Source organism: Haemophilus parainfluenzae, assembly GCF_900450995.1.
Taxonomy (GTDB): Bacteria; Pseudomonadota; Gammaproteobacteria; order Enterobacterales; family Pasteurellaceae; genus Haemophilus_D; species Haemophilus_D parainfluenzae_O.
Window position 1 is genome coordinate 1,156,173 of sequence record NZ_UGHY01000002.1, and the last position, 19,855, is coordinate 1,176,027.

Below are 19,855 nucleotides of genomic sequence, written 5' to 3' on the forward strand. Positions count from 1 at the left end.
CTATACTAGCCCTTGCAGTTGCAAGGGCTTTTTGTTTTCAAGCAAAAGGAGAAAGAAAATGGACTTACATGATATTCGTGAGGATTATTGCAAACAGGCGCTTTCTCAGCATGATTGCGATCCCAATCCAATAAAACAATTTGAAAAATGGCTCAACGAAGCGATTACCGCCAAAGTAAACGAGCCGACAGGTGTTAATGTTGCAACAGTCAATGAAGACGGTCGACCAACAAGTCGAATGGTGCTGTTGAAAGAAGTGAATGAACAAGGCTTTGTCTTTTTCACGAATTATCACAGCCGAAAAGGTCGCGCCATAGAACATAATCCTTTCGTTGCCCTAACATTCTTTTGGCCTGAATTAGAACGCTCTGTGCGTATTGAGGGCAAAGCTGAAAAAATCTCGCCTGAACAATCAGATGAATATTTTGCGACTCGCCCTTATACCAGCCGAATCGGCGCTTGGGCCAGCGAGCAAAGTGCGGTCATTTCTAGCCACAAATCTTTATTAGCGAAAGCTGCTCTGATTGCAGCAAAACACCCATTAAACGTCCCACGCCCACCACATTGGGGTGGTTATCTTGTGATTCCTGATCGCATCGAATTCTGGCAAGGTCGCCCAAGTCGTTTACATGACAGAATTTGTTATTTATTCAATGATGGAAAATGGGAGAGAGAGCGATTATCGCCGTAAGTTTCTTCAAAAATATGTAAAAAACAACCGCACTTTGATTTTTTAACCAAAGTGCGGTTAATTTTTACGTTATTTTATTTGCCGATGATTTCTGCTAAATCAACTTTGCGGTTTTCGTAACAAGAACGGGTACACGCATCAGCAGTGGCGATAGCAGCACGGGCAGCTTCACCAGTGAGTAATTTTACAAATTCCTCAGTTGGTTCCATGCCATGCAGAATGTCGTTTAAATAACGCATTTCTTTTTTCATGATAGAACTCAACCAGAGTGGTGTGCGTTTGCCCGGTTTACCATATTGGATCGCGCCGTCCATTTCTGTACTGTTGTAAATACGGGTACGGTCATCATCTTCTTCTTGGGTTTCGTGAATGAGGAAATAGGTGTCTTTTCCATCCACACGAAGGGTGCCTTTGGTATTGTACATATCCAGTTTGATCGCACCTTTTTCCCCTTGAATTAATACATAATGTTCACCCCAACGGAAAGCTGAACCCCATTCGAGAACAGCAAAACGATTATCATCGTATTCCATGGTGACAAAAATCATATCGTCTTCATCACCAAATTTTTCGCCTTTGTGTGCAACATTGGCTGCTGCCATGGTAACGGTTTTTGGCATACCACCCATAATGAATTGTACGCAGTCTAATTCGTGAATATGGTGGTATAAGTGACCGCCAGATTTTTCACGGATTTTTTTCCATGAAATGGTTGGTTGTTGTTCTTCCCAGCCGTTACGTGCGGTGTGACAATAAAGCACTTTACCAATCACACCTTGATTGATTAATTCTTTGGCATGGTGAACACCATTAAAGAAGTTCATTACATGGCCAGCCATAAAGGTAACGCCATTTTCTTCGCAAGCGCGGACCATGTCGTCACAGTCTTGATAACTTAAGGCGATAGGTTTTTCACAGAAAACGTGTTTTTTGTTTTTTGCTGCAAGGATGACCGGTTCTTTGTGTAAGTAGTTTGGGGTGGCGACAATCACACAATCTACATCAGGGGAAGTGACCAATTCTTCAAGAGATTTTGCCGCTACGCATTGTAATTCTTGAGCAATGGTTTCACCATTTTCAGGGTCATATACTACGGTAATTTGTGCATCATCAAATTCATTCATGAAGCGGGCTAAATCTGCACCAAAATAGCCAACGCCAACAACACCATATCGCATCATAATAAACTCCTTATTTTTTCACTGAGATTTGTTTTTCCGTTACCATGGATTGCTTCGCTGCTTCTGCAACTTCGATGGCTTCAGTTAAACATAGACTTAATGGGCTGGTTTTTCCTTGCGTTAAGTGCTCCACCACACTTTGTACTTCGATTTCAGCCGCTCGGCTTAACCAAAGTTGGCAAGGTGCGTGGGTGACATTATATTGCTGAGTGCCTTTGGCACTTTCACGTAAAGATAAATCAGCCTCAAATTCATTAAATAAATCAACGTGTTCTATTTTTCCATCTAGATAATTAAATGTGACACTTGAGGTAAAGAAATTGACTTCAATCACACCGTTTTCACCATGAATTTGAATGCCCCATTGGTGTAATCGATAAGCTGTGCCCATTTCGAGCGAACCTAACACGCCATTTTCAAAACGTAGTAACAGTTGCAACACATCACGACTATCTGGTGTATCGTGATGCGCTTGATTAGCGGCTTGAGCAAAGACCGCCTCAATATCGCCTAATAACCAACAGAGTAAATCCAGTTCGTGAATGAGGTGGAAAAGCTCGCCGCCCGTAAGATTGGCATCTAATTTCCACCATTCTTTGTTTGGTAGGTTTTCAATCCAACGCTGACGCATGGCTCGTGCTACGGTAATGCGGCCTAATTTTCCTTGTTCTAAAGCCGCTTTGACTTTCAACATGCCTGGCAACGTACGTTCCAAATGGCCCACAAAAATGAATTTGCCTTTTTCTTCAGCAAGACGGTGTAAATGTTGGCCTTGGGAGGAACTTAAGGTAAAAGGTGTTTCAATAAAGACATGACAGCCTGCATTTAATGCTAAGATAGCTGGGGAATAATGAGCGTAGTTTGGTGTGGCAATGACCACTAAATCCGGTTTAGTTTTAGCCAACATTTCTTCTACACTAAAAAAAGCTTGGCTACCGTATTGGTCTGCGAGTTTGTGTGCCAGAGAAGGGTTGATATCGGTCACTGCAATTAAGTTTGCTTGGGCTTTGTCAAATGCGGAAGCTAGTTGAACACCAAAAAAGCCACAGCCGATTAAGGCAATGTTTAATCCATTAGTTTGCATCATGCCCTCCTTGTTGTAAGCGTTGGCGAATACTTTGGAAATATTGCAAGATCGCGCGTTGCATCCGTACTAAATCATGCGCTTCTACCGCATCAATTAATTCACGGTGTTGCATGGCTAATTTTTCAGGAGAAAGTATTGGTGGCGGTAGGCCTTTTTCTACTTGCTGATAAATTTGCCAAAACGCATCTAAATATTGAATCAGTAACGGGTTATTTAATGGTTCATAAAGTTTTAAATGAATGTGGTATTCATCTTTAGGTGAAAACTTTTGTTCTCGTGCATTTTTCTCCATATTTGCTACTGATTTTTGCAAAAGAGCGGTCTGTTCTTGACTAATTTTTCCTAAAACCATCGGGGCAAAACCGTATTCCAAAATTTCCCGAATATCCAAAATATTAATCAGCTGATTATGATCATTATGCAAATTCAGTTGGGTGTGAAAGCTTAATCCACGAATCATTGGCACAAGAGAGGATTCACTCACAAAGGTACCAACACCATGGCGAATATCTAAAATGTGTAGCGCTTCTAAAGATTTAATAGCTTCACGTAAACTGGAGCGGCTCACACCAAGCTGTTCAATTAACTCATTTTCTGTTGGCATCAAATCGCCGGATTTAAGATTTTGTTTAATGATGAGCGATTTGATTTTATCCTGCAAAACGAGACTTGCTTCTTTTTTACTTGTTTTTTCCATTTCTGTTCTCATTTTCTAATCTATTTTCTGAATTTGTGATCCAGTTCTCATTCTCTCTAATTGACATAAGACATCATACGTCTTATCTTTATTTATGCAAGCAGAAATTAGCAGTGATTTTAAATTCTGTGATCTATACCACAAAATTCTCAAATACAAGGAAGGGAGGTTGTTATGGCAACATCATTACCATGGTATAAAGAAGTCAGTCCTACGCAAAAAAAAGCGTTATTTGCGGCTTGGTTAGGTTATGTTTTTGATGGCTTCGATTATATGCTTATCACTTATGTGCTTTTGGATATTCAAAAAGAATTCGCCATGAGTACAACGGAAACATCCACACTATTACTTGCGGCCTTCGTAGCGCGTCCATTAGGTGGGGCGATTTTTGGTAGTTTTGCCGATAAATATGGTCGTCGTTTGGCGATGATTGTTTCCATTATTACGTATTCCGTCGGGACATTCTTGTGCGGTTTATCCACCAGTTATATTTGGCTTTTTATCTTCCGTATGATTATCGGTATGGGGATGGCAGGTGAATATGCGTGTTCTTCCTCTTATGCCATTGAAAGTTGGCCACAACATTTACGTACAAAAGCCAGTGCATTTTTAGTGAGTGGCTTTTCTATTGGTAATATTCTTGCTTCTCAAGTGATTCCTTGGGTTGCACAAGCTTATGGCTGGCGTGTGGCTTTCTTTATTGGTTTGGCTCCTGTCGCTTTAGTGCTCTATGTTCGTCGCCATGCCCCTGAAAGTGAAGAATGGGCGCAAGCGAAAGCAGCGGGTAAAGTGAATAAAGTTCCACTTACTGACCTATTCACTAAAAAACAATTACCAATCACCTTAATTATTTTCTTAGTTTGTTATTCAATTTTCTCCGTAAACTGGCCGGTAGTGGGTTTGCTTCCACTTTACCTCAAAGAAAACGGCTATGCTGAAAATGTGAAATCACTGATGTTCTGGGCAGGCTTTGGTATCCTCATTGGTACCTTAATTGCAGGCTTTATCGGTGATAAATTGGGTGAGAAGAAAACCTTTGTATATAGCTTATTGTTATCACTTTTTTTCCTCTTCCCAGTATTCTATTTGCCAGAAAATAATGTGTTAGCACTTGGAGTGTTGCTCTTCTTCTTACTTGCAACTAACTTAGGGATTGCCGGTTTAGTACCAAAATATATGGCGACTTTCTTCCCAGCTGAAATGCGAAGCACAGGTATTGGTTTCATCTATAACTTCGCTGCGATCGGTGGTGGGGTGTCTCCTGTGATTGCCGCCGCTTTTAGCGAAAGAGTAGGACTTGGTTCAGCCCTTGTGTATGTCACCTTATTCTGGACAATTGTCCTTGTTGCTCTCGTTGGATTAAGATTGCCAGAACGTATCCAAGCGCGCATGCAACAATAAAAAATGAAAGCAAAACAGACCGCACTTTTAGGTGCGGTTTGTTGTTTATACAAAAATAGTTTGAAGCGTGTCACAAATTTGTTAAAAATATGTTTTAATTTTTTCTGTTAAATGCTAATTAATAATCTCCCCTATCGTTTTATAGGAGATTGTATATGCAAACTCAACAAACCTTTCTCTCTAAATATAAAAGTCTTCTTATTCTTTCCTTAGACTTTGTCTTCATGTTGGTGTTAATCAAAATACTGCCGTTTTCTTCCCAAGAGAACCGCGGGTTAGCCCTGCTGATTTTTATTGGTATTTTGTGGTTAACGGAAGCCTTTAATATTACCGTAACATCCCTTATGGTGCCTGTTGTGGCCATTGGATTAGGCTTGATTAATACGCAAAAAGCTCTCGCACCATTCTCCACGCCAATTATTTATATGTTCTTTGGTGGATTTGTAGTGGCTGCGGTGTTACAAATTCAGAATCTAGACAAGATTATTGCGAATTATATTATTCGTTTGGCGAAAGGAAACTTAAAACTTTCTATCACCTACCTTTTCACCGCAACTACATTCCTTTCCATGTGGATTAACAACACCGCTGTGGCGGCAATGATGTTACCGCTTACTATGGGGATGTTAAAAGGTATCAATGCAGAGAAAAACCATCGGTTGTATGCCTTTGTATTGTTAGGCATGGCATTTAGTGCCAGTATCGGTGGTATTGGTACGTTAGTAGGAAGTGCGCCGAATGCCATTTTGGCATCTCAAATTCAAGTGACCTTCACGGAATGGTTAGGTTATGGTTTCCCGGTGATGGTACTGCTTGTGCCTTCAATGATTTTTTCTTTATGGGTGATTTTACGTCCAGATTTTTCTGTAGATTTTAATCCATCACTTGAGAAAGTCAGCTTTAACCGAAAAAATATCATTACTTTAATGATCTTTATCGGTATGGCGATTATGTTGCTTTTCAGTTCTCTCTTAAACCCATGGATTAGTGCTTTCCTTGAATTACCGAAAAAAATCGAAAACTTTGATACGGTGATTGCGCTATGTGTTGTGATCTTTATTTGTATCTCAGGCGTGGCGACCTGGAAAGAAATTCAAGAGCGCGTTGAATGGGGCGTACTTGTTTTATTCGGTGGTGGTTTAACACTCAGTATCGTGATGAAAGATTCTGGTGCCAGTAAGATTATGGCGGATAGTATCGTTCAGTTCGTACAAACCAAACCTCTTTGGGTGCTTTGCTTTGTGATAACCGCATTTATTATTTTCTTAACAGAATTCACATCGAATACTGCCAGCGCTGCATTAATTATGCCAATTGTGATTTCAGTGGCGCAATCTATGAATTTACCGCCTATCGCTTTAGCCGCAATTATCGCTTGTGGGGCAAGTTGTGCATTTATGTTGCCAATCGCTACACCGCCTAATGCTATCGTGTTTGCAACAGGAAATGTGAAACAACTCGATATGGCTAAAGTCGGTTTAATTCTCAATCTATTCTGTATCGCCATTATCGGTGGCATGACTTATTTTGTTTGGTTGTAAATGTTGTCAAAACTGACCGCACTTTATTAGCCTATAAAAGTAAACCGCACGTTAACGTGCGGTTTATTGTTTAATAATGCGGAGGTGGCGTTTCCTCTGCTTGGCTAGCAATATTAGAAGGTTGCATATCTTTTAATTTGCCGGCGAGATAGCGGAGTTGAAGTTGAATTTTATCCATATCAAACTGTTGTTGAACTAATGCTTGGTTGAGTTCGTCTAAAAGTTGTTCTTGAAAAGCAATTTTCATTTCAAGTTCAGCGATGCGATCGTCTAAAATTTGTTGATTTTGCATAAAATTTCTCTAATTTTTAAAAAAATGTTGTGAATTTGGTCAATCCGATTTAACCTATTCGCTATTCTGTTTCTATTATAAAGGATCAAGCAAAATGTTGAAAATTCAAAAGCTTTCTCTTGCTGCACTTATGGTAAGTGCGGTTGTTTCAAGTTCTGTTTTTGCAGAAGATAAAGCAGCGCCAAGCGCAAGTGATGCGTCTTATGCTGTTGGTGCGTTAATGGGTAACCAAGTAAAAGATTTAGTGGATGCTCAAAAAGAAGTCATTCAATACGACAATGCGCGTATTTTAGATGGCTTAAAAGATGCATTAGAAGGTAAAGTTGATGTTCGTAAAGACGAAAAAATTCAAAAGACCTTAGATGGCATTCAAGAGCAATTAGTGTCTGCTGCTAAAGCAAAAGTAGAACAACAAGCGAAAGCCGCAAAAGAAGAAGGTGATAAATACCGCGCTGAATTTGCGAAAAAAGATGGCGTGAAAAGCACCAAAGATGGCTTACTTTACAAAATCACTGAAGCAGGTAAAGGTGATGCGATTAAAGCAACAGATACTGTGAAAGTACATTACACCGGTAAATTACCAGATGGTAAAGTATTTGATAGCTCTGTTGAACGTGGTCAACCGGTTGAGTTTAAATTAAACCAAGTGATTAAAGGTTGGACTGAAGGCCTTCAGTTAGTGAAAAAAGGCGGTAAAATCGAATTAGTGATTCCACCTGAATTAGCTTATGGCAAACAAGGTGCAGGCGATTCAATTCCACCTGATGCAACACTTTACTTCGACGTTGAAGTATTAGACGTTAATCCTAAAAAATAAGCCTTAATTTAACCGCACTTTGTCCAAAGTGCGGTCATTTTCCCTACCAGATTTGAAAAATGATACTAACCGATAGACAACCTTTCACCGATGAAGATCGTGCTATTCTGATTTCCTATAAAGCAGTAGTTGATGGCGTGAGCGCGTTGATTGGCGAGCATTGTGAAATCGTATTACATTCTTTGGAAGATATTGAGCATTCCGCCATTTGCATCGCCAATGGGCATAATACCAATCGCCAAGTGGGTTCACCGATTACGGATTTAGCCCTGAAATCCTTGCGTAATATGCAAAGTGAGAGTGTCTCTAAGCCTTATTTCACGCGTGCGAAAGGCAATGTGTTGATGAAGTCTGTGACTATTGCCATTCGAAATAGCAAACAACGCATTATTGGTTTACTTTGTATCAATATTAATTTGGATGTGCCGGTTTCTCAATTTATGCAGGCCTTTATGCCAACGCAGGAACAAAATGAAACTTCTTCCGTCAATTTTGCAAGTTCGGTAGAAGAGTTGGTGGCACAAACAGTAGAAAAAACCATTGAAGAAGTGAATGCAGATCGCTCGGTTTCGAATAATAATAAGAACCGTCAGATTGTAGTTTCACTTTTCGAAAAAGGCATTTTTGATATTAAAGATGCGATCAATTTAGTGGCTGATCGCCTCGCGATTTCTCGCCACACCGTGTATTTGTATATTCGTCAAATCAAACAAGAGCAAGAGTAATGAACTATGTTCTCGCCGTGAAAAGTCCCGTTTATGGAAAACAAGGGGCTTTTCTTGCCTATCAATTTGCCCAAGCTTTACTCGAAAAAGGGCATGCCATTAGCCAAATTTTCTTTTTCCAAGACGGTGTGAGTAATGGCAATGGCTTAGTTTATCCTGCCAATGATGAATTTAATCTCACGCAAGCTTGGCAAGCCTTTTCAGCGCAGCATCATATCCCTTTGCATTTATGTGTAGCTGCTTCACAACGTCGTGGCGTAGTGGATGCGCTTACGGCAAAAGAGACTGATAAAACGAATCTTGCAGAAGGTTTTGAGATTACAGGCTTAGGCGAGTTTATGGCGATGGCATTAAAAGCAGATCGGGTGGTAACATTGTGAAGCTAGTATTCTTATTTCGTACCGCACCGCATGGAAACGCGATTTCTCGTGAAGGTTTAGATGCTTTGCTTGCTGCGACAGCATTTTGTAATGAAGAGGAAATCGGTATCTTTTTTATCGATGATGGCGTATTAAATTTACTCGATGGGCAAAATCCTGAGTTATTGTTACAAAAAGACTTTATTCGTACCTTTAAATTATTAGATTTATACGATATTGAACAGCGCTTTGTTTGTGCCAATTCACTCGACCAATACAATTTGCAAGCTGAACAGCTCATTATTTCTGCTGAAAAAATTGACCGCACTTCGCTGATCAATAAACTTAGCCAAGCAGAAAAAGTGTTTACGTTTTAAGGAATATTATGCTTTATACCTTTTCTCAAGCTCATTATTTTGAGACTGACCTTCAACGTTATTTGACTGAAATCACGGAAAATGATGCGGTGGTTTTATGGCAAGATGGCGTGTTGTTAGCCGTGAAGTATGGGGAAATGCTTACCCAATGCAAAGGGCAATGTTTTGTGTTGGAGCAGGATATTTTAGCTAGAAATTTAACCGCACTTTTGTCAGAAAACAATCAAGTGCGGTTAATTTCATTAGCAGATTTGGTGGATTTAACAGCTCAATATTCGCCTCAAATTGCCTTATAGTGGGCGTTCTTTAGGTAACAAGAGCGGTAATACCATAACAGAATAAAGTGCCAAACCTGCGGCCATTAAGCAGGTAATTTCTAATCCTCCTGCGCGCAACCATTCGCCAAATCCCATGTCATTAACGAGTGTGGCATAAAAGAATCCTGCCACGACTGTGTAACTAAATCCGATTAATCCTGCAATTAATGCAATAGCTTTCACGTTGTAGCTTGCATAACGGTGAAATGCCGCCCAAAGCGTAATGAGAAAAGTCGGCATTGCAGCGACAATAAAGACAGAAAGCACCGAGCTCTGAATTTGATCAGTATCATTATTCGAGAATGTTAAGGCAACAGTGCCAATAATTTGAATAATCAACGGGAAAAGAATAAATGCTTTAAGATATTTTTTCATGAGATGTCCAATTAATAGAAAAACGGAAGCATTGTATCAATCAAATGAAAGACAACCAATCTTTTCTCTATTCGGTTTTTATTACATCCACTAATGTGGGCTGAACGATTGAGGCATAATCTCGTGTATTGAGAATAATAGAGCGTTCTAACGTACCTGCATTAAATGCTAATTCATCATAACGAGACAGTAAGCTAGGATCAGCAATTAGCAACAAATCAGGATGAAAGCTAAAAGGTGGAATTGCACCAAATACACAGTCAGTTAAGGTATCTACTTCTGCAGGGCTGGCAAGCGAGGCTTTCGCGCCACCTAAATAGGCTGCTACTTTATTTAAATCAGATTGTTGATCGGCCGGCAATATCACTAATACCGCTTGTTTTACGCCATTTCCTTTCACTTTGCATACTAACGCCTTTGCCCCTTGCCCTAATTCTGTACCACGGATTTTAGCCACTTCCTCTGATTTTCCTGCAGTGGGATGTTCAACCACGCGATAGCGTGCTTGATTTTTATCTAAAAGTGCGGTCAATTTTTCAAATGTTTTGACAGACATGCGGGTTCCTTCAATAGCGATATTTTTAATGAGTTTAACAAAGGTTGATTCATGTGAAAATCAAAGAAAAAGAATTCATCTTTTGAGCCGTATTTATTATGAGATAGACAAATACCTTTACGCCCCGTACTATGTTTCTTTTTCTTTGGTATCGTTTATGACTCGAATTAATCTTGTTCCGCCTGAGGAGCTTTGTGATCAGCATCTTTTAGCTGAGCATCGTGAATTAACCCGCATTCCTAACGCCGTGGCGAAAGGTAAATATCACTTAAAAGGACAGCCTGCAGAATATAAGTTAGGTGAAGGGCATGTACGTTTTTTCTTTAATAAATTGGCGTTTTTAAAGAAACGGTATGATGCATTGCATGCGGAATGTAAGGCGCGAGGCTTTAACGTGCAGTATATTTGGAATGAAACATTATCCGATGACCCAAGTTTATGGTTGGACTATGAGGCCACAGAGGCTGCATTGCAGATTAATCGTGAACGTATTCAAGAAAGAATGCCATTAAAGGCGAGATTTACACCGCATCTTTCAAAGAGCGGTCAAAAATAAAGGAGTTTTCACTTATGAAAGGCAGTGAGAATATAAAAAAGGTGAGCATCGCTCACCTTATGAATTGTTTAATCTTTCAATTTAATAAAAAACGTACCACTAGGTATGATAGGCAAATAGTTTTTATGGAAATCCATAAAGGTTTTTTGTGGGTCTATGTCTTCAAAAAGTTTTGGGTAAAGTGCTTTTGCCATAAATTGAGCGGCTGATAGATCACTTAGTGAGCGAGAGGCTGTATGATAAATACCGTAAACACGGTGGTTTTTAACTGCAGGTAAATCTTGCCACCCTGCACGGGTTAAGAAACCTTTTAGGCGTTTTTGTGCATCCTGTTCATTGATGTTTATTCCCATCGCCATTATTTCATCGTTAGTTTCATGCCCCATTTCTGTGCCAGAAATCATGATCACTTCAGGTTGTGCGGCAAGAAGTTGTTCTGGATTAATTGGTCCCCAATTTTCGACAAAAGGCGCGCTTACGTTATCCCCGCCAACAGTTTCAGCAATAGCACCCCACATATTTTTACCAAAGGTAAAGCTATATTCACTAGGACCTTTATTGCCAAATTCTACATAGATTTTAGGTTTAGGTAGGTTAGCCTCTTTTACACGTTTTTGAATATCAGTAATACCTTGAGCATATTCATCTGCAATTTTATTTGCTCGTTCTTCGGTACCTGCAAGTTGCCCAAAAATCTTTGCGCTTTGGGTGTGTCGTTCTACACTTTGAGCATTAAAATCGACAACAATAATTGGAACGCCAGCTTGTTCTAACTTTGGTAGTTCGGAACCAATAGTTTGATATTGCCATTCTGCAAGAATCAATACATCAGGTTTTAATGCCAAGGTTTTTTCGGTTGAGAAAGTTCCTGTATTTACATTACCAATATCAGCAATATTTTTGAGTTCAGGCATTTTTTCAGAAAACAATGCCCAACTTCCTGGATTAAATTTTTCCCAAAATTCACGTGAGATACCTTTAACATATTTAAAATTTTCAACACCCGTAACAGCAATATAATCAGGATAGTAAAAGCCTAACACGGCATTTTTTACGGGCACATCAACGTTAACTTCTCGTCCTAATACATCTTTGATTGTTTTTATTTCTGCTTGAGTAGTGATACCAAAAGTCAGTAATAGAACGGCCAAAATTAAACGAATTGTTGATTTTTTTGCATATAAACTCCTGTCTGAATAAAACATCAGAACATTACCATAAATAAGAATTATTATCAAATTTAGATGTTATAAAGTGATAATACAAGAAATGCTGTTGAAGGGTAAAATAGGCATATATCTAGAAAAAACATATTTCGCATTTAAAATTGGAAGTGCGGTCAAAACTTAGTAAGTTTTCACTTCTCCTTGAGTTGGACTAAAGGAGAAGTGAATGTGGGAGAATTATTTATATTCAACCACGATATCGCTTTCGCTGACGGTATCACCATAAACTGGCAATAAAGTTTTTTCGTAAGCTTGTTTTAAACGACCATCTTTGCCTAAGGTTTGGATTTCGTTGTTTAACCAATTTAACAATTCAGGTGCATCTTTGCGAACAGCTGGCGCAATAACATCTTGATCACCAAAGTTTTTTACGCCCACGGTATAACCTGGATTTTGTTTTGCCCAAGCGAATAAGAAGGTATTGTCGTTAGATAAGGCATCACCACGACCATCACGTAAAGCTTCAAAGGTTTCGGTATTTTGTTCAAATTTCAATAACTTCACATCTGGATAGTTTTTGGTGAAGAAAATATCAGCCGTGGTGCCTTTATCTACAATTAAAGTTTTGCCTTTTAATTGTTCAAGATCAGTAATGACTGAGCCATCTTTTGAAACGACACCGAGTGCTACTTTCATATATGGATTAGCAAAATCTACCACTTCTTTACGAGCAGGTGTCACAGTAAAGTTAGCTAAGATAATATCAACTTTCTTAGAAAGTAAGTATTCAGCACGGTTTGCGGCATCCACTAAAACAAACTCTACTTTGTTTTCGTCACCTAATAAGTCTTTACCGATCGCTTTACCAATTTCGACATCAAAGCCTTGGCTTTTACCTTGCGCATCCACATAACCAAATGGTGGTTTATCGCTAAATACACCAATGCGCACTTTGCCATCTTTTTGTATTTGCTCAAGGCTTGAGATTGTTTTTGCTCCGTCTTTAGCTGGTTCTTTATCATTACACGCGGTTAAGCCAAATGCTAAGGTGGCAGTGGCTAAAAGTGCGGTCAATGTTTTAAATGTTTTCTTCATAGTTTGTCCCTCTCGGTTCATAATTTAAGATATTTAAGAATGTTTTCGCACGATCCGTGGTTGGATTCGTGAAGAAATCTTCCGGTTTTGCCTGTTCAATGATTTTCCCTTTATCCATAAACACAATGCGGTTAGCTACTTGACGGGCGAAGTTCATTTCATGGGTAACAATGAGCATCGTCATACCATCTTTGGCAAGTCCTAAAATCACATCAAGTACTTCGCGTACCATTTCAGGGTCAAGGGCAGCAGTGACTTCATCGAACAGAATAATTTCAGGGTTCATGCAAAGTGAACGCACAATAGCAATTCGCTGTTTTTGCCCACCGGATAATTCACGCGGATAGGCATTTTTTCGGTCATATAGACCTACACGTTTAAGTAACTCATAGGCTTGTTTTTCAGCTTCTGCGCGATCGCGTTTTTGTACTTTTAAAGGGCCGAGCAAAATATTGTCAATCACTGATAAATGAGCGAATAGTTCATAACTTTGGAATACCATCCCAATGCGTTGACGCGCTTTGACCCAAGGAATGTCTTTGCCTAATTCGCCTGCATTTTGCAGCAAAATCTGACCGCACTTTATTTCCTCTAGCCCATTTAGGCAGCGTAAAAAAGTACTTTTACCACAACCCGATGGACCTAAAATAACGACAACTTCGCCTTTCTCTATAGAAAGATTGATGCCTTTGAGTGCTTCTACATCACCGTAATTTTTGACGAGGTTTTTAATTTCTAATAGCGCCATGTGTTTTCCTAATTAAAATTAACTTTCCCAACGGGTTTCTAAATAACGGGAAAATAAGGATAGCGGGTAACAAATCACAAAATATAAACCGAAAATGACACCATAAATCCAAAGCGCCGCCGATTGATTACTAAATAATGAATGCTCGATAATTTGTTGACCGACTTTTATCACTTCTACTACACCGATTAACATTGCCAAGGAACTGGTTTTTACCATGCGGGTAAAGAGGTTAATAGCACTTGGTGTCACACGTTTTAAACTTTGTGGAAGTAAAATATACACAAAGGTTTGAAATGGCGTTAAACCTAAAGCGTAGGCTGATTCCACTTGATGTTTTTCAATGGAAGTTAATGCGCCACGCACTAAATCCCCCATTTCTGCTGTTCCCCAGAAAATAAACACCAAAATACATACAGAAATGCCATCTAAGTGAATATCAAACCATTTTGCCAAACCAAAATACGCGAGAAAAAGTAAGGCTAATAATGGAATAATACGTACAAATTCTAAATAAAAGCGGCAAATGGCTTTGATAATGGGATTTTTGCTTGTCATGATTACGCCAAAAATCACACCTAAAATACAGGCAAAGAAAACGGAAACGAATGCAATTTCAGCTGTTACCCATAAACCGTTGAGCAGGCGTTCAATGTTGCTACCTTGGAATAATAACTCAAGCCCCATATTTTGCTCTCCGAGTACGACGTTCTAAATGACCGATGAACAGAGACATCGGTAATAGAATGATCAAATAAAACACCACTAGTAAAAATAAGGCTTCATTGGTTTTGTAATCGAGACCGATGACTTCTTTCGCTACAAACATGAGTTCGGCTACGGCAACGGCACTGATCACTGAGGTTTCTTTCATTAAGAACAAGCAATTTGCGCCGATTGCAGGTGTGGCAATCGCAAAGGCTTGCGGGAAAATCACATAGCGAAAAGCTTGAAAAGGGGTGAGACCAATACTTAAGGCTGATTCAATTTGTCCTTTTGATACGGCTTCCAGACCACCACGAAAGGCTTCTGCCATATAGCTTCCACCTAAAAATGCCAGGCCGATAATGCCGCAAGTAAACCCATCTAATTTCAGGCCAATTTTAGACAGCCCAAAATAGAGAAAAAATACTTGAATCAATAAAGGCGTATTACGAGAAAGCTCGATATAGCCTTTTACTAACCAAGTTAATGATTTGACTTTGTAGGTGGTAATCACCGCACAAATCACACCAATCACTAGCGACAATAAAATGCCCCAAAAGGCAAGATGAAGCGTCATCAGCGTGGCATGAATAAAACGTGGGGTGACGCTTAAAATATAATCCCAATTCATTTTTTATAATTTGATCGTTTGCGTAACGATATAGTAAAAAATTTTGAATCGGTGAGAAAAGAATGGAAATGCATTATTTATAATGAAATGTAATAAGGGATGTGTTTTAAATTAGCTTGGCAATAGATAAATAATAAAAAGACGGGGCTTTATTTAGCCCCGTCGTTGTTTATTTTAATCACGTTTCGCAATAAGTGCGGTTGGTTCTTCGTCTGTTTTTGGTTCATCTTGTATTTCAGCCGGTTTATCTTGAATAGACATGGCTGATTTTAAACTGTCCTGACGAATTTTTTCCGCTGCTGCTTTGTCGCCAGCTTGTTCGAACACATAAGATGCCATCATGACATCATTTGGTTGAAGCTGAGTTGGGCAAGCAGTGACTTCTTTAAATGCTTCTGCTGCTTTAGCGAAATCGTTATTACGCACATAAAGATAGCCTAATGCACGATTGAGACAACAACGTTGGCTTTCATCCGCACGTTTTGCGCGTTTTTCCACTAACTTGAGTAGTTTGCTGTTATCTTCTGCTTGTAAACGAGTGATTTGCGTGCAAAGTTCAGGGCTGATTGGGGTGTTATCACCCAATTTTTTCATGATTTCAAGCGTGAATTCATAAGCTGACTCATGGTCGTTGCAATCAATCAAACGTTGAATTAAAGCTGTTTTTAACTCTAAGTCATTGCGACGACGGCGTGGTTGAGCTTCCCACCATGCAAGCAGACCTTCAACGCCTTCTTCATTCATTTTCTCATCTAACAAGCCATTTTCTGTTTCTTGTTGAAGCGCTTTAAATTCTTCAGCTGAGAATAATCCAGAACCTTCGATTAAATCTAAGATGCCATCAAGAGCTTGATAAGCTTTGGAGCGGCTATAAATTTCAGCAGCAAGTTTTAATACTTCTTTGTTGCGATCTGACATTTCAAGCAAACTGTCAACCGAACTGCGCGCAGCCGGTAATTTATTTTGTTGTAATAAAATACGGGTGCGAGCAATTTCGACGACTAGGTTATCTGAGCCAGCAAGCTCCGTCGCTTCAATTAAATAACGGTTTGCACTGAATTCATCACCGCGTTGCTGTGCAGCTTCAGCCGCTTTAATCAGATTTAATACTGGCTCGGCAGAATGTTTTGCGTTTTTACCAATCAGTTTTTCTGCTTTGGCATAATCGCCTTCATTCATTTTCATCAAGCCTTCAAGGGTTTGACGCTGTGCTTTTACACGTTTACGGCGAGAGAACCAGTTATAGGTATTGCTACTTAAACGGAAGAAACGGGTAACAATCCATTCTAATGTATAAATCACCGCAAGTGTCACCACAAAGAAAATGACTAATGTGGTGAGCGACATTTCATATATAGTGTTTGCCGTTTCAATTCTGACATAACCTTGCTGACCAGAGAGGTAAGGCCCAGCAATCAATCCGGCAAGTAAGGCGATCATTAAAAAGAGAACTCTAAACATTATCTATCCTTATTGTTGGGGTTTGGTTGCCGGTTGTGCAGCTGGTGCTTCAGCGGGTTTTTCTTCAGCTTTTGACTCTTCTGCTTTCGCTTCTGGTGCTGGTTTTACTTCTTCTTTTCTTGGTGAATTATCGATTGCCTTTTCTGCTTCGATTTCAATTTTTTGCACATCTAAAGGAGTACGATTTAAGTACTTATCAAGCATACTTAAGCTTTGTAATTGGCTTGGTACATCCACATAGATAGATAATTCAGATAATTCATCCACTGATTTTAAGAAACTTTGAGTCACTTCAGCATTGGTATCAAAATAGCTACGAATCCAAGATGCAACGGCTTCTAAAGATTGTTTATAAAGTTCGTTTTGCTGACGAGGGACAGCCATAATCGCTAATTGTAAGCGTAAACGAATGTTTTCACGTAAGTAGATATCTTGGTTTGGTGCTAATAATTCTTTGCGATCTGCACCGTGTTTCGGTGAAATACGAATAAAGTGATTCAAGAATGAGGTCGCACTTTTTTCAGCATTTTCTGCCCAGTCAGATAGGGAATCGGATAGTTTTGTTGCATTTTGGTCATCACCGAAATTCACATCTAGCACTGGTAACTCATCAACCGTATTGGCTAATTGAGATAATTTTTGCATGACAGCGTTTTGATCGATTCCTGTGACGGAGAGAAGTTGTTTTAGATCTTGATTGATAGCACTACGGATAGCCGCGGATTGTGAGTTGTTCACTTTCGCAAGGGTTTCATCAGTGAGTTTTAAGAGTGAAACCGCTGTGTCTACATCATTATCTAACACTAATTTACGCAATGCATTGTTGAGCAAGAAATCAGCTTCTGAGAATAACCAATCAGTAGGTTGCTGAGCATTAGCTTGCGCGCTCACTTTATTGATTTGTGATTGTAAGCCAACTAACTCATGTGATTTGGCATTGATGAGCTCTTCTACTTGCGCAATTTTGTTTTGCGTTGCTTTATTCGCAGACTCTAATTGAGCAAGCTGTGTAGTATCAAATTTTACTTCTTGAGCAGGTGCTGAAACCACCGTTTTATTATTAATTTGAGCTTCAAGTGCGGTCAATTTTTGTTGGAATTCATCCACTTTTTGTTGGCCAAAATAATAACCTGCACCACCCACGCCAAGTGCAATGAGAATAGCCAATAAACTTAATCCAGTACCACTTTTCTTCACAACGGTTTGTGTACGTGGCGCAACAGGCTCGCGATCTTCGGTTTGAATTTCCACTGCATCTGTTTCTTGGATTTCATCTGTCGTTTCAGGGGTTAATTTCTCTTTCGCCATATCTTTTCCTTAGTGAGAAAGGGGAGTTACTTCATTAAGTAAGGTATTAAGTAAACTTTGATTGTCCGCACCAGCGGAAACCACCACATTATGCCAACCTTGTTGTACTGCAACATCCGCAATGCGTTGACTTACCGTGACTAAACAGCAATTTTTTAGCCAATTTTGTTCATTTTCAGGCACAAATTCGATTAACGCCTGCAAAATTTCAAGGCTTGTTACTACAAGGGTTTGCACACCAGAACGAATACAAATACTGGTTTGCTCTTCGTTATTATAACTAATCGGCGTGCGTTGGTAACATTCGACTGTCTCAACAGTTGCACCGTGTAGTGTGGCCTGTTCACGTAGTAATTCTCGTCCACCGTTGCCACGTAAAATTAACAAGTTTTTATCTGTTAATTCTGCCATTTGCGGTAAATTTAATACACCTTCAGTATTTTCCGATGTAATTGGATAACGAACAGTGCATTCAGTTTGACAGGAAAAATGCTGTGCCGTTCTATGTCCAACTGTAAAGTATTGTAAATCTTGACGCCAGCTAAAGCCAATATCTTTCAGGGTTTTATCTGCAAAATCGACTGCACTTTTTGAAACCAAAAACACATAATCACCACTTTTTAGCTGATTAAGTTTCGTCGGTAATTGTGCTAACTCGGCACCCGCCTCAATAGAAAGCAAAGGCAAATGCAAGGCTACCACACCGGCTTGATTCAGCTGGTCAACTAGGGCTTTTCCTCGTTGATCGGGGCGGGTGACTAGTACAGCCATGGTGATTTCCTATGCTGAGTAAATCTTCGCCAGAATCTTATCTGCGCCCTGTGCTAGAAGTTGTTCAGCAATGGTCACGCCTAATGCTTCGGCATTTTCAACCGCACTTTTACCTTCCGCACGAATAATCGCAGAGCCATCAGTTTCTCCGACGAGTGCACGCAAGAAAACTTCGCCATTTTGCTCAATGGCATAGCCACCTATTGGCACTTGGCAACCACCTTGTAAGCGGGTATTCATTGCACGCTCAGCCAAAACACAAGTCGTCGTGGTGGCATCGGAAAGTGGAGCAAGCAATGCTTTCACTTCTTCATCATCAACACGGCACTCAATGCCTACCGCGCCTTGTCCGGCAGCCGGTAACGACTGTTCTACTTCAATAAATGAGGTAATACGTTCCGCTAACCCTAAACGAATTAAGCCAGCTGAGGCTAAAATAATGGCATCGTATTCGCCATTGTCTAATTTACTTAATCGGGTTCCCACATTGCCACGCAAGGAGCGGATATCAAGATCAGGGCGTGATTGTTTTAATTGGCATTGACGACGTAAGCTTGATGTTCCAACAATGGCGCCTTGTGGTAATTCATCTAATGAACGGTATGTATTAGACACGAAAGCATCTCGCGGATCTTCACGTTTACAGATCACACTTAAGCCTAGACCTTCTGGAAATTCCATCGGTACATCTTTCATTGAATGGACGGCAATATCGGCACGTTTTTCAAGTAAAGCGTTTTCTAACTCTTTAACAAATAAGCCTTTTCCACCAATTTTAGCCAAAGGGGAATCTAAGATTACATCACCTTTTGTCACCATCGGAACTAATTCAACAGAAAGTGTTGGGTGAAATTGTTCTAATTGATCTTTTACAAAATTTGCCTGCCAAAGGGCTAAAGGGCTTTGACGAGTCGCAATTTTTAAGGTTTTAAGCACTGCCATAAATACCGCTGATTTTAAATAGAAATATGCCCTATGCTACCATTTTTAGGGCAAAA

24 protein-coding genes are annotated in these 19,855 nt (G+C 39.7%); 9 read left to right on the top strand and 15 right to left on the bottom strand.

What is annotated here, in order from left to right; all coding sequences use genetic code 11:
• Window positions 1–58 precede the first annotated feature (58 nt).
• Window positions 59–691: a pyridoxamine 5'-phosphate oxidase gene (pdxH, locus tag DX522_RS05930; protein WP_054420125.1), complete on the top strand. Its 633-nt coding sequence runs from the start codon at window positions 59–61 to the stop codon at window positions 689–691.
• Window positions 692–765: 74 nt separating this feature from the next.
• Here pdxH and DX522_RS05935 read toward each other — a convergent pair whose 3' ends face one another.
• The 3 genes from DX522_RS05935 to DX522_RS05945 are packed head-to-tail and all read right to left on the bottom strand — an operon-like array spanning window position 766 to window position 3,656.
• Complete coding sequence (locus DX522_RS05935) at window positions 766–1,872, bottom strand: Gfo/Idh/MocA family protein (RefSeq protein ID WP_115180139.1); 1,107 nt, start codon at window positions 1,870–1,872, stop codon at window positions 766–768.
• 10 nt (window positions 1,873–1,882) lie between these two features.
• Complete coding sequence (locus DX522_RS05940; RefSeq protein ID WP_115180140.1) at window positions 1,883–2,956, bottom strand: Gfo/Idh/MocA family protein; 1,074 nt, start codon at window positions 2,954–2,956, stop codon at window positions 1,883–1,885.
• Window positions 2,946–3,656: a FadR/GntR family transcriptional regulator gene (locus DX522_RS05945; protein ID WP_115180141.1), complete on the bottom strand. Its 711-nt coding sequence runs from the start codon at window positions 3,654–3,656 to the stop codon at window positions 2,946–2,948. The genes DX522_RS05940 and DX522_RS05945 overlap by 11 nt, the downstream gene beginning before the upstream one ends.
• Before the next feature lie 174 nt (window positions 3,657–3,830).
• Between DX522_RS05945 and DX522_RS05950 the strand changes: the two genes are divergently transcribed.
• Complete coding sequence (locus DX522_RS05950) at window positions 3,831–5,057, top strand: MFS transporter (RefSeq protein WP_115180142.1); 1,227 nt, start codon at window positions 3,831–3,833, stop codon at window positions 5,055–5,057.
• Window positions 5,058–5,212: 155 nt separating this feature from the next.
• On the top strand, window positions 5,213–6,598 hold the full coding sequence (locus tag DX522_RS05955) for an SLC13 family permease (protein ID WP_115180143.1): 1,386 nt from the start codon (window positions 5,213–5,215) through the stop codon (window positions 6,596–6,598).
• Window positions 6,599–6,668: 70 nt separating this feature from the next.
• Here DX522_RS05955 and DX522_RS05960 read toward each other — a convergent pair whose 3' ends face one another.
• Window positions 6,669–6,890: a SlyX family protein gene (locus tag DX522_RS05960; protein WP_049364204.1), complete on the bottom strand. Its 222-nt coding sequence runs from the start codon at window positions 6,888–6,890 to the stop codon at window positions 6,669–6,671.
• A gap of 94 nt (window positions 6,891–6,984) precedes the next feature.
• On the opposite strand from DX522_RS05960, the gene fkpA reads away from it, so the two are divergent.
• From fkpA to tusB, 5 genes are read left to right on the top strand one after another with little or no spacing between them, the layout of a single operon-like run.
• The gene (gene fkpA, locus DX522_RS05965) at window positions 6,985–7,707 is read left to right on the top strand and encodes an FKBP-type peptidyl-prolyl cis-trans isomerase (RefSeq protein ID WP_115180144.1); all 723 of its coding nucleotides are present in this window, start codon (window positions 6,985–6,987) and stop codon (window positions 7,705–7,707) included.
• A 59-nt stretch (window positions 7,708–7,766) separates the two neighbouring features.
• Complete coding sequence (locus DX522_RS05970; protein ID WP_115180145.1) at window positions 7,767–8,432, top strand: transcriptional regulator; 666 nt, start codon at window positions 7,767–7,769, stop codon at window positions 8,430–8,432.
• Window positions 8,432–8,812, top strand: coding sequence for a sulfurtransferase complex subunit TusD (gene tusD, locus DX522_RS05975; RefSeq protein ID WP_115180146.1), 381 nt, complete (start codon window positions 8,432–8,434; stop codon window positions 8,810–8,812). Before DX522_RS05970 ends, tusD begins: the two co-directional genes overlap by 1 nt.
• Window positions 8,809–9,168 carry a sulfurtransferase complex subunit TusC gene (gene tusC, locus DX522_RS05980; RefSeq protein WP_115180147.1) on the top strand — a complete coding sequence of 120 codons (360 nt, stop codon included), beginning with the start codon at window positions 8,809–8,811 and terminating at the stop codon, window positions 9,166–9,168. Before tusD ends, tusC begins: the two co-directional genes overlap by 4 nt.
• 8 nt (window positions 9,169–9,176) lie before the next feature.
• A complete protein-coding gene (gene tusB / locus DX522_RS05985; RefSeq protein ID WP_115180148.1) occupies window positions 9,177–9,464 on the top strand; it encodes a sulfurtransferase complex subunit TusB in 288 nt (95 codons plus the stop codon).
• Here the strand turns inward: tusB and DX522_RS05990 are convergent.
• Together DX522_RS05990 and DX522_RS05995 are read right to left on the bottom strand one after the other, a co-directional pair.
• Window positions 9,459–9,860 (bottom strand): hypothetical protein, encoded by a 402-nt coding sequence (locus DX522_RS05990; protein ID WP_115180149.1) that lies wholly within the window; start codon window positions 9,858–9,860, stop codon window positions 9,459–9,461. The genes tusB and DX522_RS05990 overlap by 6 nt on opposite strands.
• A 67-nt stretch (window positions 9,861–9,927) precedes the next feature.
• Entirely contained in the window at window positions 9,928–10,416 is a 489-nt protein-coding gene (locus tag DX522_RS05995) for a YbaK/prolyl-tRNA synthetase associated domain-containing protein (protein ID WP_115180150.1), read from the bottom strand.
• A 157-nt stretch (window positions 10,417–10,573) separates the two neighbouring features.
• Between DX522_RS05995 and DX522_RS06000 the strand changes: the two genes are divergently transcribed.
• Window positions 10,574–10,972, top strand: coding sequence for a pyrimidine dimer DNA glycosylase/endonuclease V (locus DX522_RS06000; RefSeq protein ID WP_115180151.1), 399 nt, complete (start codon window positions 10,574–10,576; stop codon window positions 10,970–10,972).
• 68 nt (window positions 10,973–11,040) lie between these two features.
• Here DX522_RS06000 and DX522_RS06005 read toward each other — a convergent pair whose 3' ends face one another.
• The 9 genes from DX522_RS06005 to hemC all read right to left on the bottom strand — a co-directional run bounded on the left by DX522_RS06005 (window position 11,041) and on the right by hemC (window position 19,799).
• Complete coding sequence (locus DX522_RS06005; protein WP_115180152.1) at window positions 11,041–12,177, bottom strand: ABC transporter substrate-binding protein; 1,137 nt, start codon at window positions 12,175–12,177, stop codon at window positions 11,041–11,043.
• 198 nt (window positions 12,178–12,375) lie between these two features.
• Complete coding sequence (locus DX522_RS06010; RefSeq protein WP_049371412.1) at window positions 12,376–13,233, bottom strand: cysteine ABC transporter substrate-binding protein; 858 nt, start codon at window positions 13,231–13,233, stop codon at window positions 12,376–12,378.
• Window positions 13,217–13,981, bottom strand: coding sequence for an amino acid ABC transporter ATP-binding protein (locus DX522_RS06015; RefSeq protein ID WP_115180153.1), 765 nt, complete (start codon window positions 13,979–13,981; stop codon window positions 13,217–13,219). The genes DX522_RS06010 and DX522_RS06015 overlap by 17 nt, the downstream gene beginning before the upstream one ends.
• 18 nt (window positions 13,982–13,999) lie before the next feature.
• Window positions 14,000–14,668 (bottom strand): amino acid ABC transporter permease, encoded by a 669-nt coding sequence (locus DX522_RS06020; protein WP_049364193.1) that lies wholly within the window; start codon window positions 14,666–14,668, stop codon window positions 14,000–14,002.
• The gene (locus DX522_RS06025) at window positions 14,658–15,317 is read right to left on the bottom strand and encodes an amino acid ABC transporter permease (RefSeq protein WP_049364192.1); all 660 of its coding nucleotides are present in this window, start codon (window positions 15,315–15,317) and stop codon (window positions 14,658–14,660) included. The genes DX522_RS06020 and DX522_RS06025 overlap by 11 nt, the downstream gene beginning before the upstream one ends.
• Before the next feature lie 174 nt (window positions 15,318–15,491).
• The gene (locus DX522_RS06030; protein ID WP_115180154.1) at window positions 15,492–16,778 is read right to left on the bottom strand and encodes a heme biosynthesis protein HemY; all 1,287 of its coding nucleotides are present in this window, start codon (window positions 16,776–16,778) and stop codon (window positions 15,492–15,494) included.
• A gap of 9 nt (window positions 16,779–16,787) precedes the next feature.
• Window positions 16,788–18,086 carry a uroporphyrinogen-III C-methyltransferase gene (locus DX522_RS06035; protein WP_115180155.1) on the bottom strand — a complete coding sequence of 433 codons (1,299 nt, stop codon included), beginning with the start codon at window positions 18,084–18,086 and terminating at the stop codon, window positions 16,788–16,790.
• Between the two features lie 9 nt (window positions 18,087–18,095).
• On the bottom strand, window positions 18,096–18,857 hold the full coding sequence (locus tag DX522_RS06040) for a uroporphyrinogen-III synthase (RefSeq protein WP_115180156.1): 762 nt from the start codon (window positions 18,855–18,857) through the stop codon (window positions 18,096–18,098).
• A gap of 9 nt (window positions 18,858–18,866) precedes the next feature.
• Window positions 18,867–19,799 (bottom strand): hydroxymethylbilane synthase, encoded by a 933-nt coding sequence (gene hemC / locus DX522_RS06045; protein ID WP_115180157.1) that lies wholly within the window; start codon window positions 19,797–19,799, stop codon window positions 18,867–18,869.
• Window positions 19,800–19,855 lie beyond the last annotated feature (56 nt).

Excerpts from the sequence above, each read along its gene's own strand:
- DX522_RS06030 (WP_115180154.1), bottom strand. The coding sequence starts at position 16,778 with ATGTTTAGAGTTCTCTTTTTAATGATCGCCTTACTTGCCGGATTGATT.
- DX522_RS06040 (WP_115180156.1), bottom strand. The coding sequence starts at position 18,857 with ATGGCTGTACTAGTCACCCGCCCCGATCAACGAGGAAAAGCCCTAGTT.
- tusD (WP_115180146.1), top strand. The coding sequence starts at position 8,432 with ATGAACTATGTTCTCGCCGTGAAAAGTCCCGTTTATGGAAAACAAGGG.
- DX522_RS05940 (WP_115180140.1), bottom strand. The coding sequence starts at position 2,956 with ATGCAAACTAATGGATTAAACATTGCCTTAATCGGCTGTGGCTTTTTT.
- DX522_RS06015 (WP_115180153.1), bottom strand. The coding sequence starts at position 13,981 with ATGGCGCTATTAGAAATTAAAAACCTCGTCAAAAATTACGGTGATGTA.
- DX522_RS05990 (WP_115180149.1), bottom strand. The coding sequence starts at position 9,860 with ATGAAAAAATATCTTAAAGCATTTATTCTTTTCCCGTTGATTATTCAA.
- DX522_RS05960 (WP_049364204.1), bottom strand. The coding sequence starts at position 6,890 with ATGCAAAATCAACAAATTTTAGACGATCGCATCGCTGAACTTGAAATG.
- DX522_RS05955 (WP_115180143.1), top strand. The coding sequence starts at position 5,213 with ATGCAAACTCAACAAACCTTTCTCTCTAAATATAAAAGTCTTCTTATT.
- DX522_RS06010 (WP_049371412.1), bottom strand. The coding sequence starts at position 13,233 with ATGAAGAAAACATTTAAAACATTGACCGCACTTTTAGCCACTGCCACC.
- tusB (WP_115180148.1), top strand. The coding sequence starts at position 9,177 with ATGCTTTATACCTTTTCTCAAGCTCATTATTTTGAGACTGACCTTCAA.
- DX522_RS05995 (WP_115180150.1), bottom strand. The coding sequence starts at position 10,416 with ATGTCTGTCAAAACATTTGAAAAATTGACCGCACTTTTAGATAAAAAT.
- DX522_RS06035 (WP_115180155.1), bottom strand. The coding sequence starts at position 18,086 with ATGGCGAAAGAGAAATTAACCCCTGAAACGACAGATGAAATCCAAGAA.
- DX522_RS06000 (WP_115180151.1), top strand. The coding sequence starts at position 10,574 with ATGACTCGAATTAATCTTGTTCCGCCTGAGGAGCTTTGTGATCAGCAT.
- DX522_RS06025 (WP_049364192.1), bottom strand. The coding sequence starts at position 15,317 with ATGAATTGGGATTATATTTTAAGCGTCACCCCACGTTTTATTCATGCC.
- DX522_RS06020 (WP_049364193.1), bottom strand. The coding sequence starts at position 14,668 with ATGGGGCTTGAGTTATTATTCCAAGGTAGCAACATTGAACGCCTGCTC.
- DX522_RS05970 (WP_115180145.1), top strand. The coding sequence starts at position 7,767 with ATGATACTAACCGATAGACAACCTTTCACCGATGAAGATCGTGCTATT.
- DX522_RS05945 (WP_115180141.1), bottom strand. The coding sequence starts at position 3,656 with ATGGAAAAAACAAGTAAAAAAGAAGCAAGTCTCGTTTTGCAGGATAAA.
- pdxH (WP_054420125.1), top strand. The coding sequence starts at position 59 with ATGGACTTACATGATATTCGTGAGGATTATTGCAAACAGGCGCTTTCT.
- fkpA (WP_115180144.1), top strand. The coding sequence starts at position 6,985 with ATGTTGAAAATTCAAAAGCTTTCTCTTGCTGCACTTATGGTAAGTGCG.
- DX522_RS05950 (WP_115180142.1), top strand. The coding sequence starts at position 3,831 with ATGGCAACATCATTACCATGGTATAAAGAAGTCAGTCCTACGCAAAAA.
- DX522_RS06005 (WP_115180152.1), bottom strand. The coding sequence starts at position 12,177 with ATGTTTTATTCAGACAGGAGTTTATATGCAAAAAAATCAACAATTCGT.
- DX522_RS05935 (WP_115180139.1), bottom strand. The coding sequence starts at position 1,872 with ATGATGCGATATGGTGTTGTTGGCGTTGGCTATTTTGGTGCAGATTTA.
- hemC (WP_115180157.1), bottom strand. The coding sequence starts at position 19,799 with ATGGCAGTGCTTAAAACCTTAAAAATTGCGACTCGTCAAAGCCCTTTA.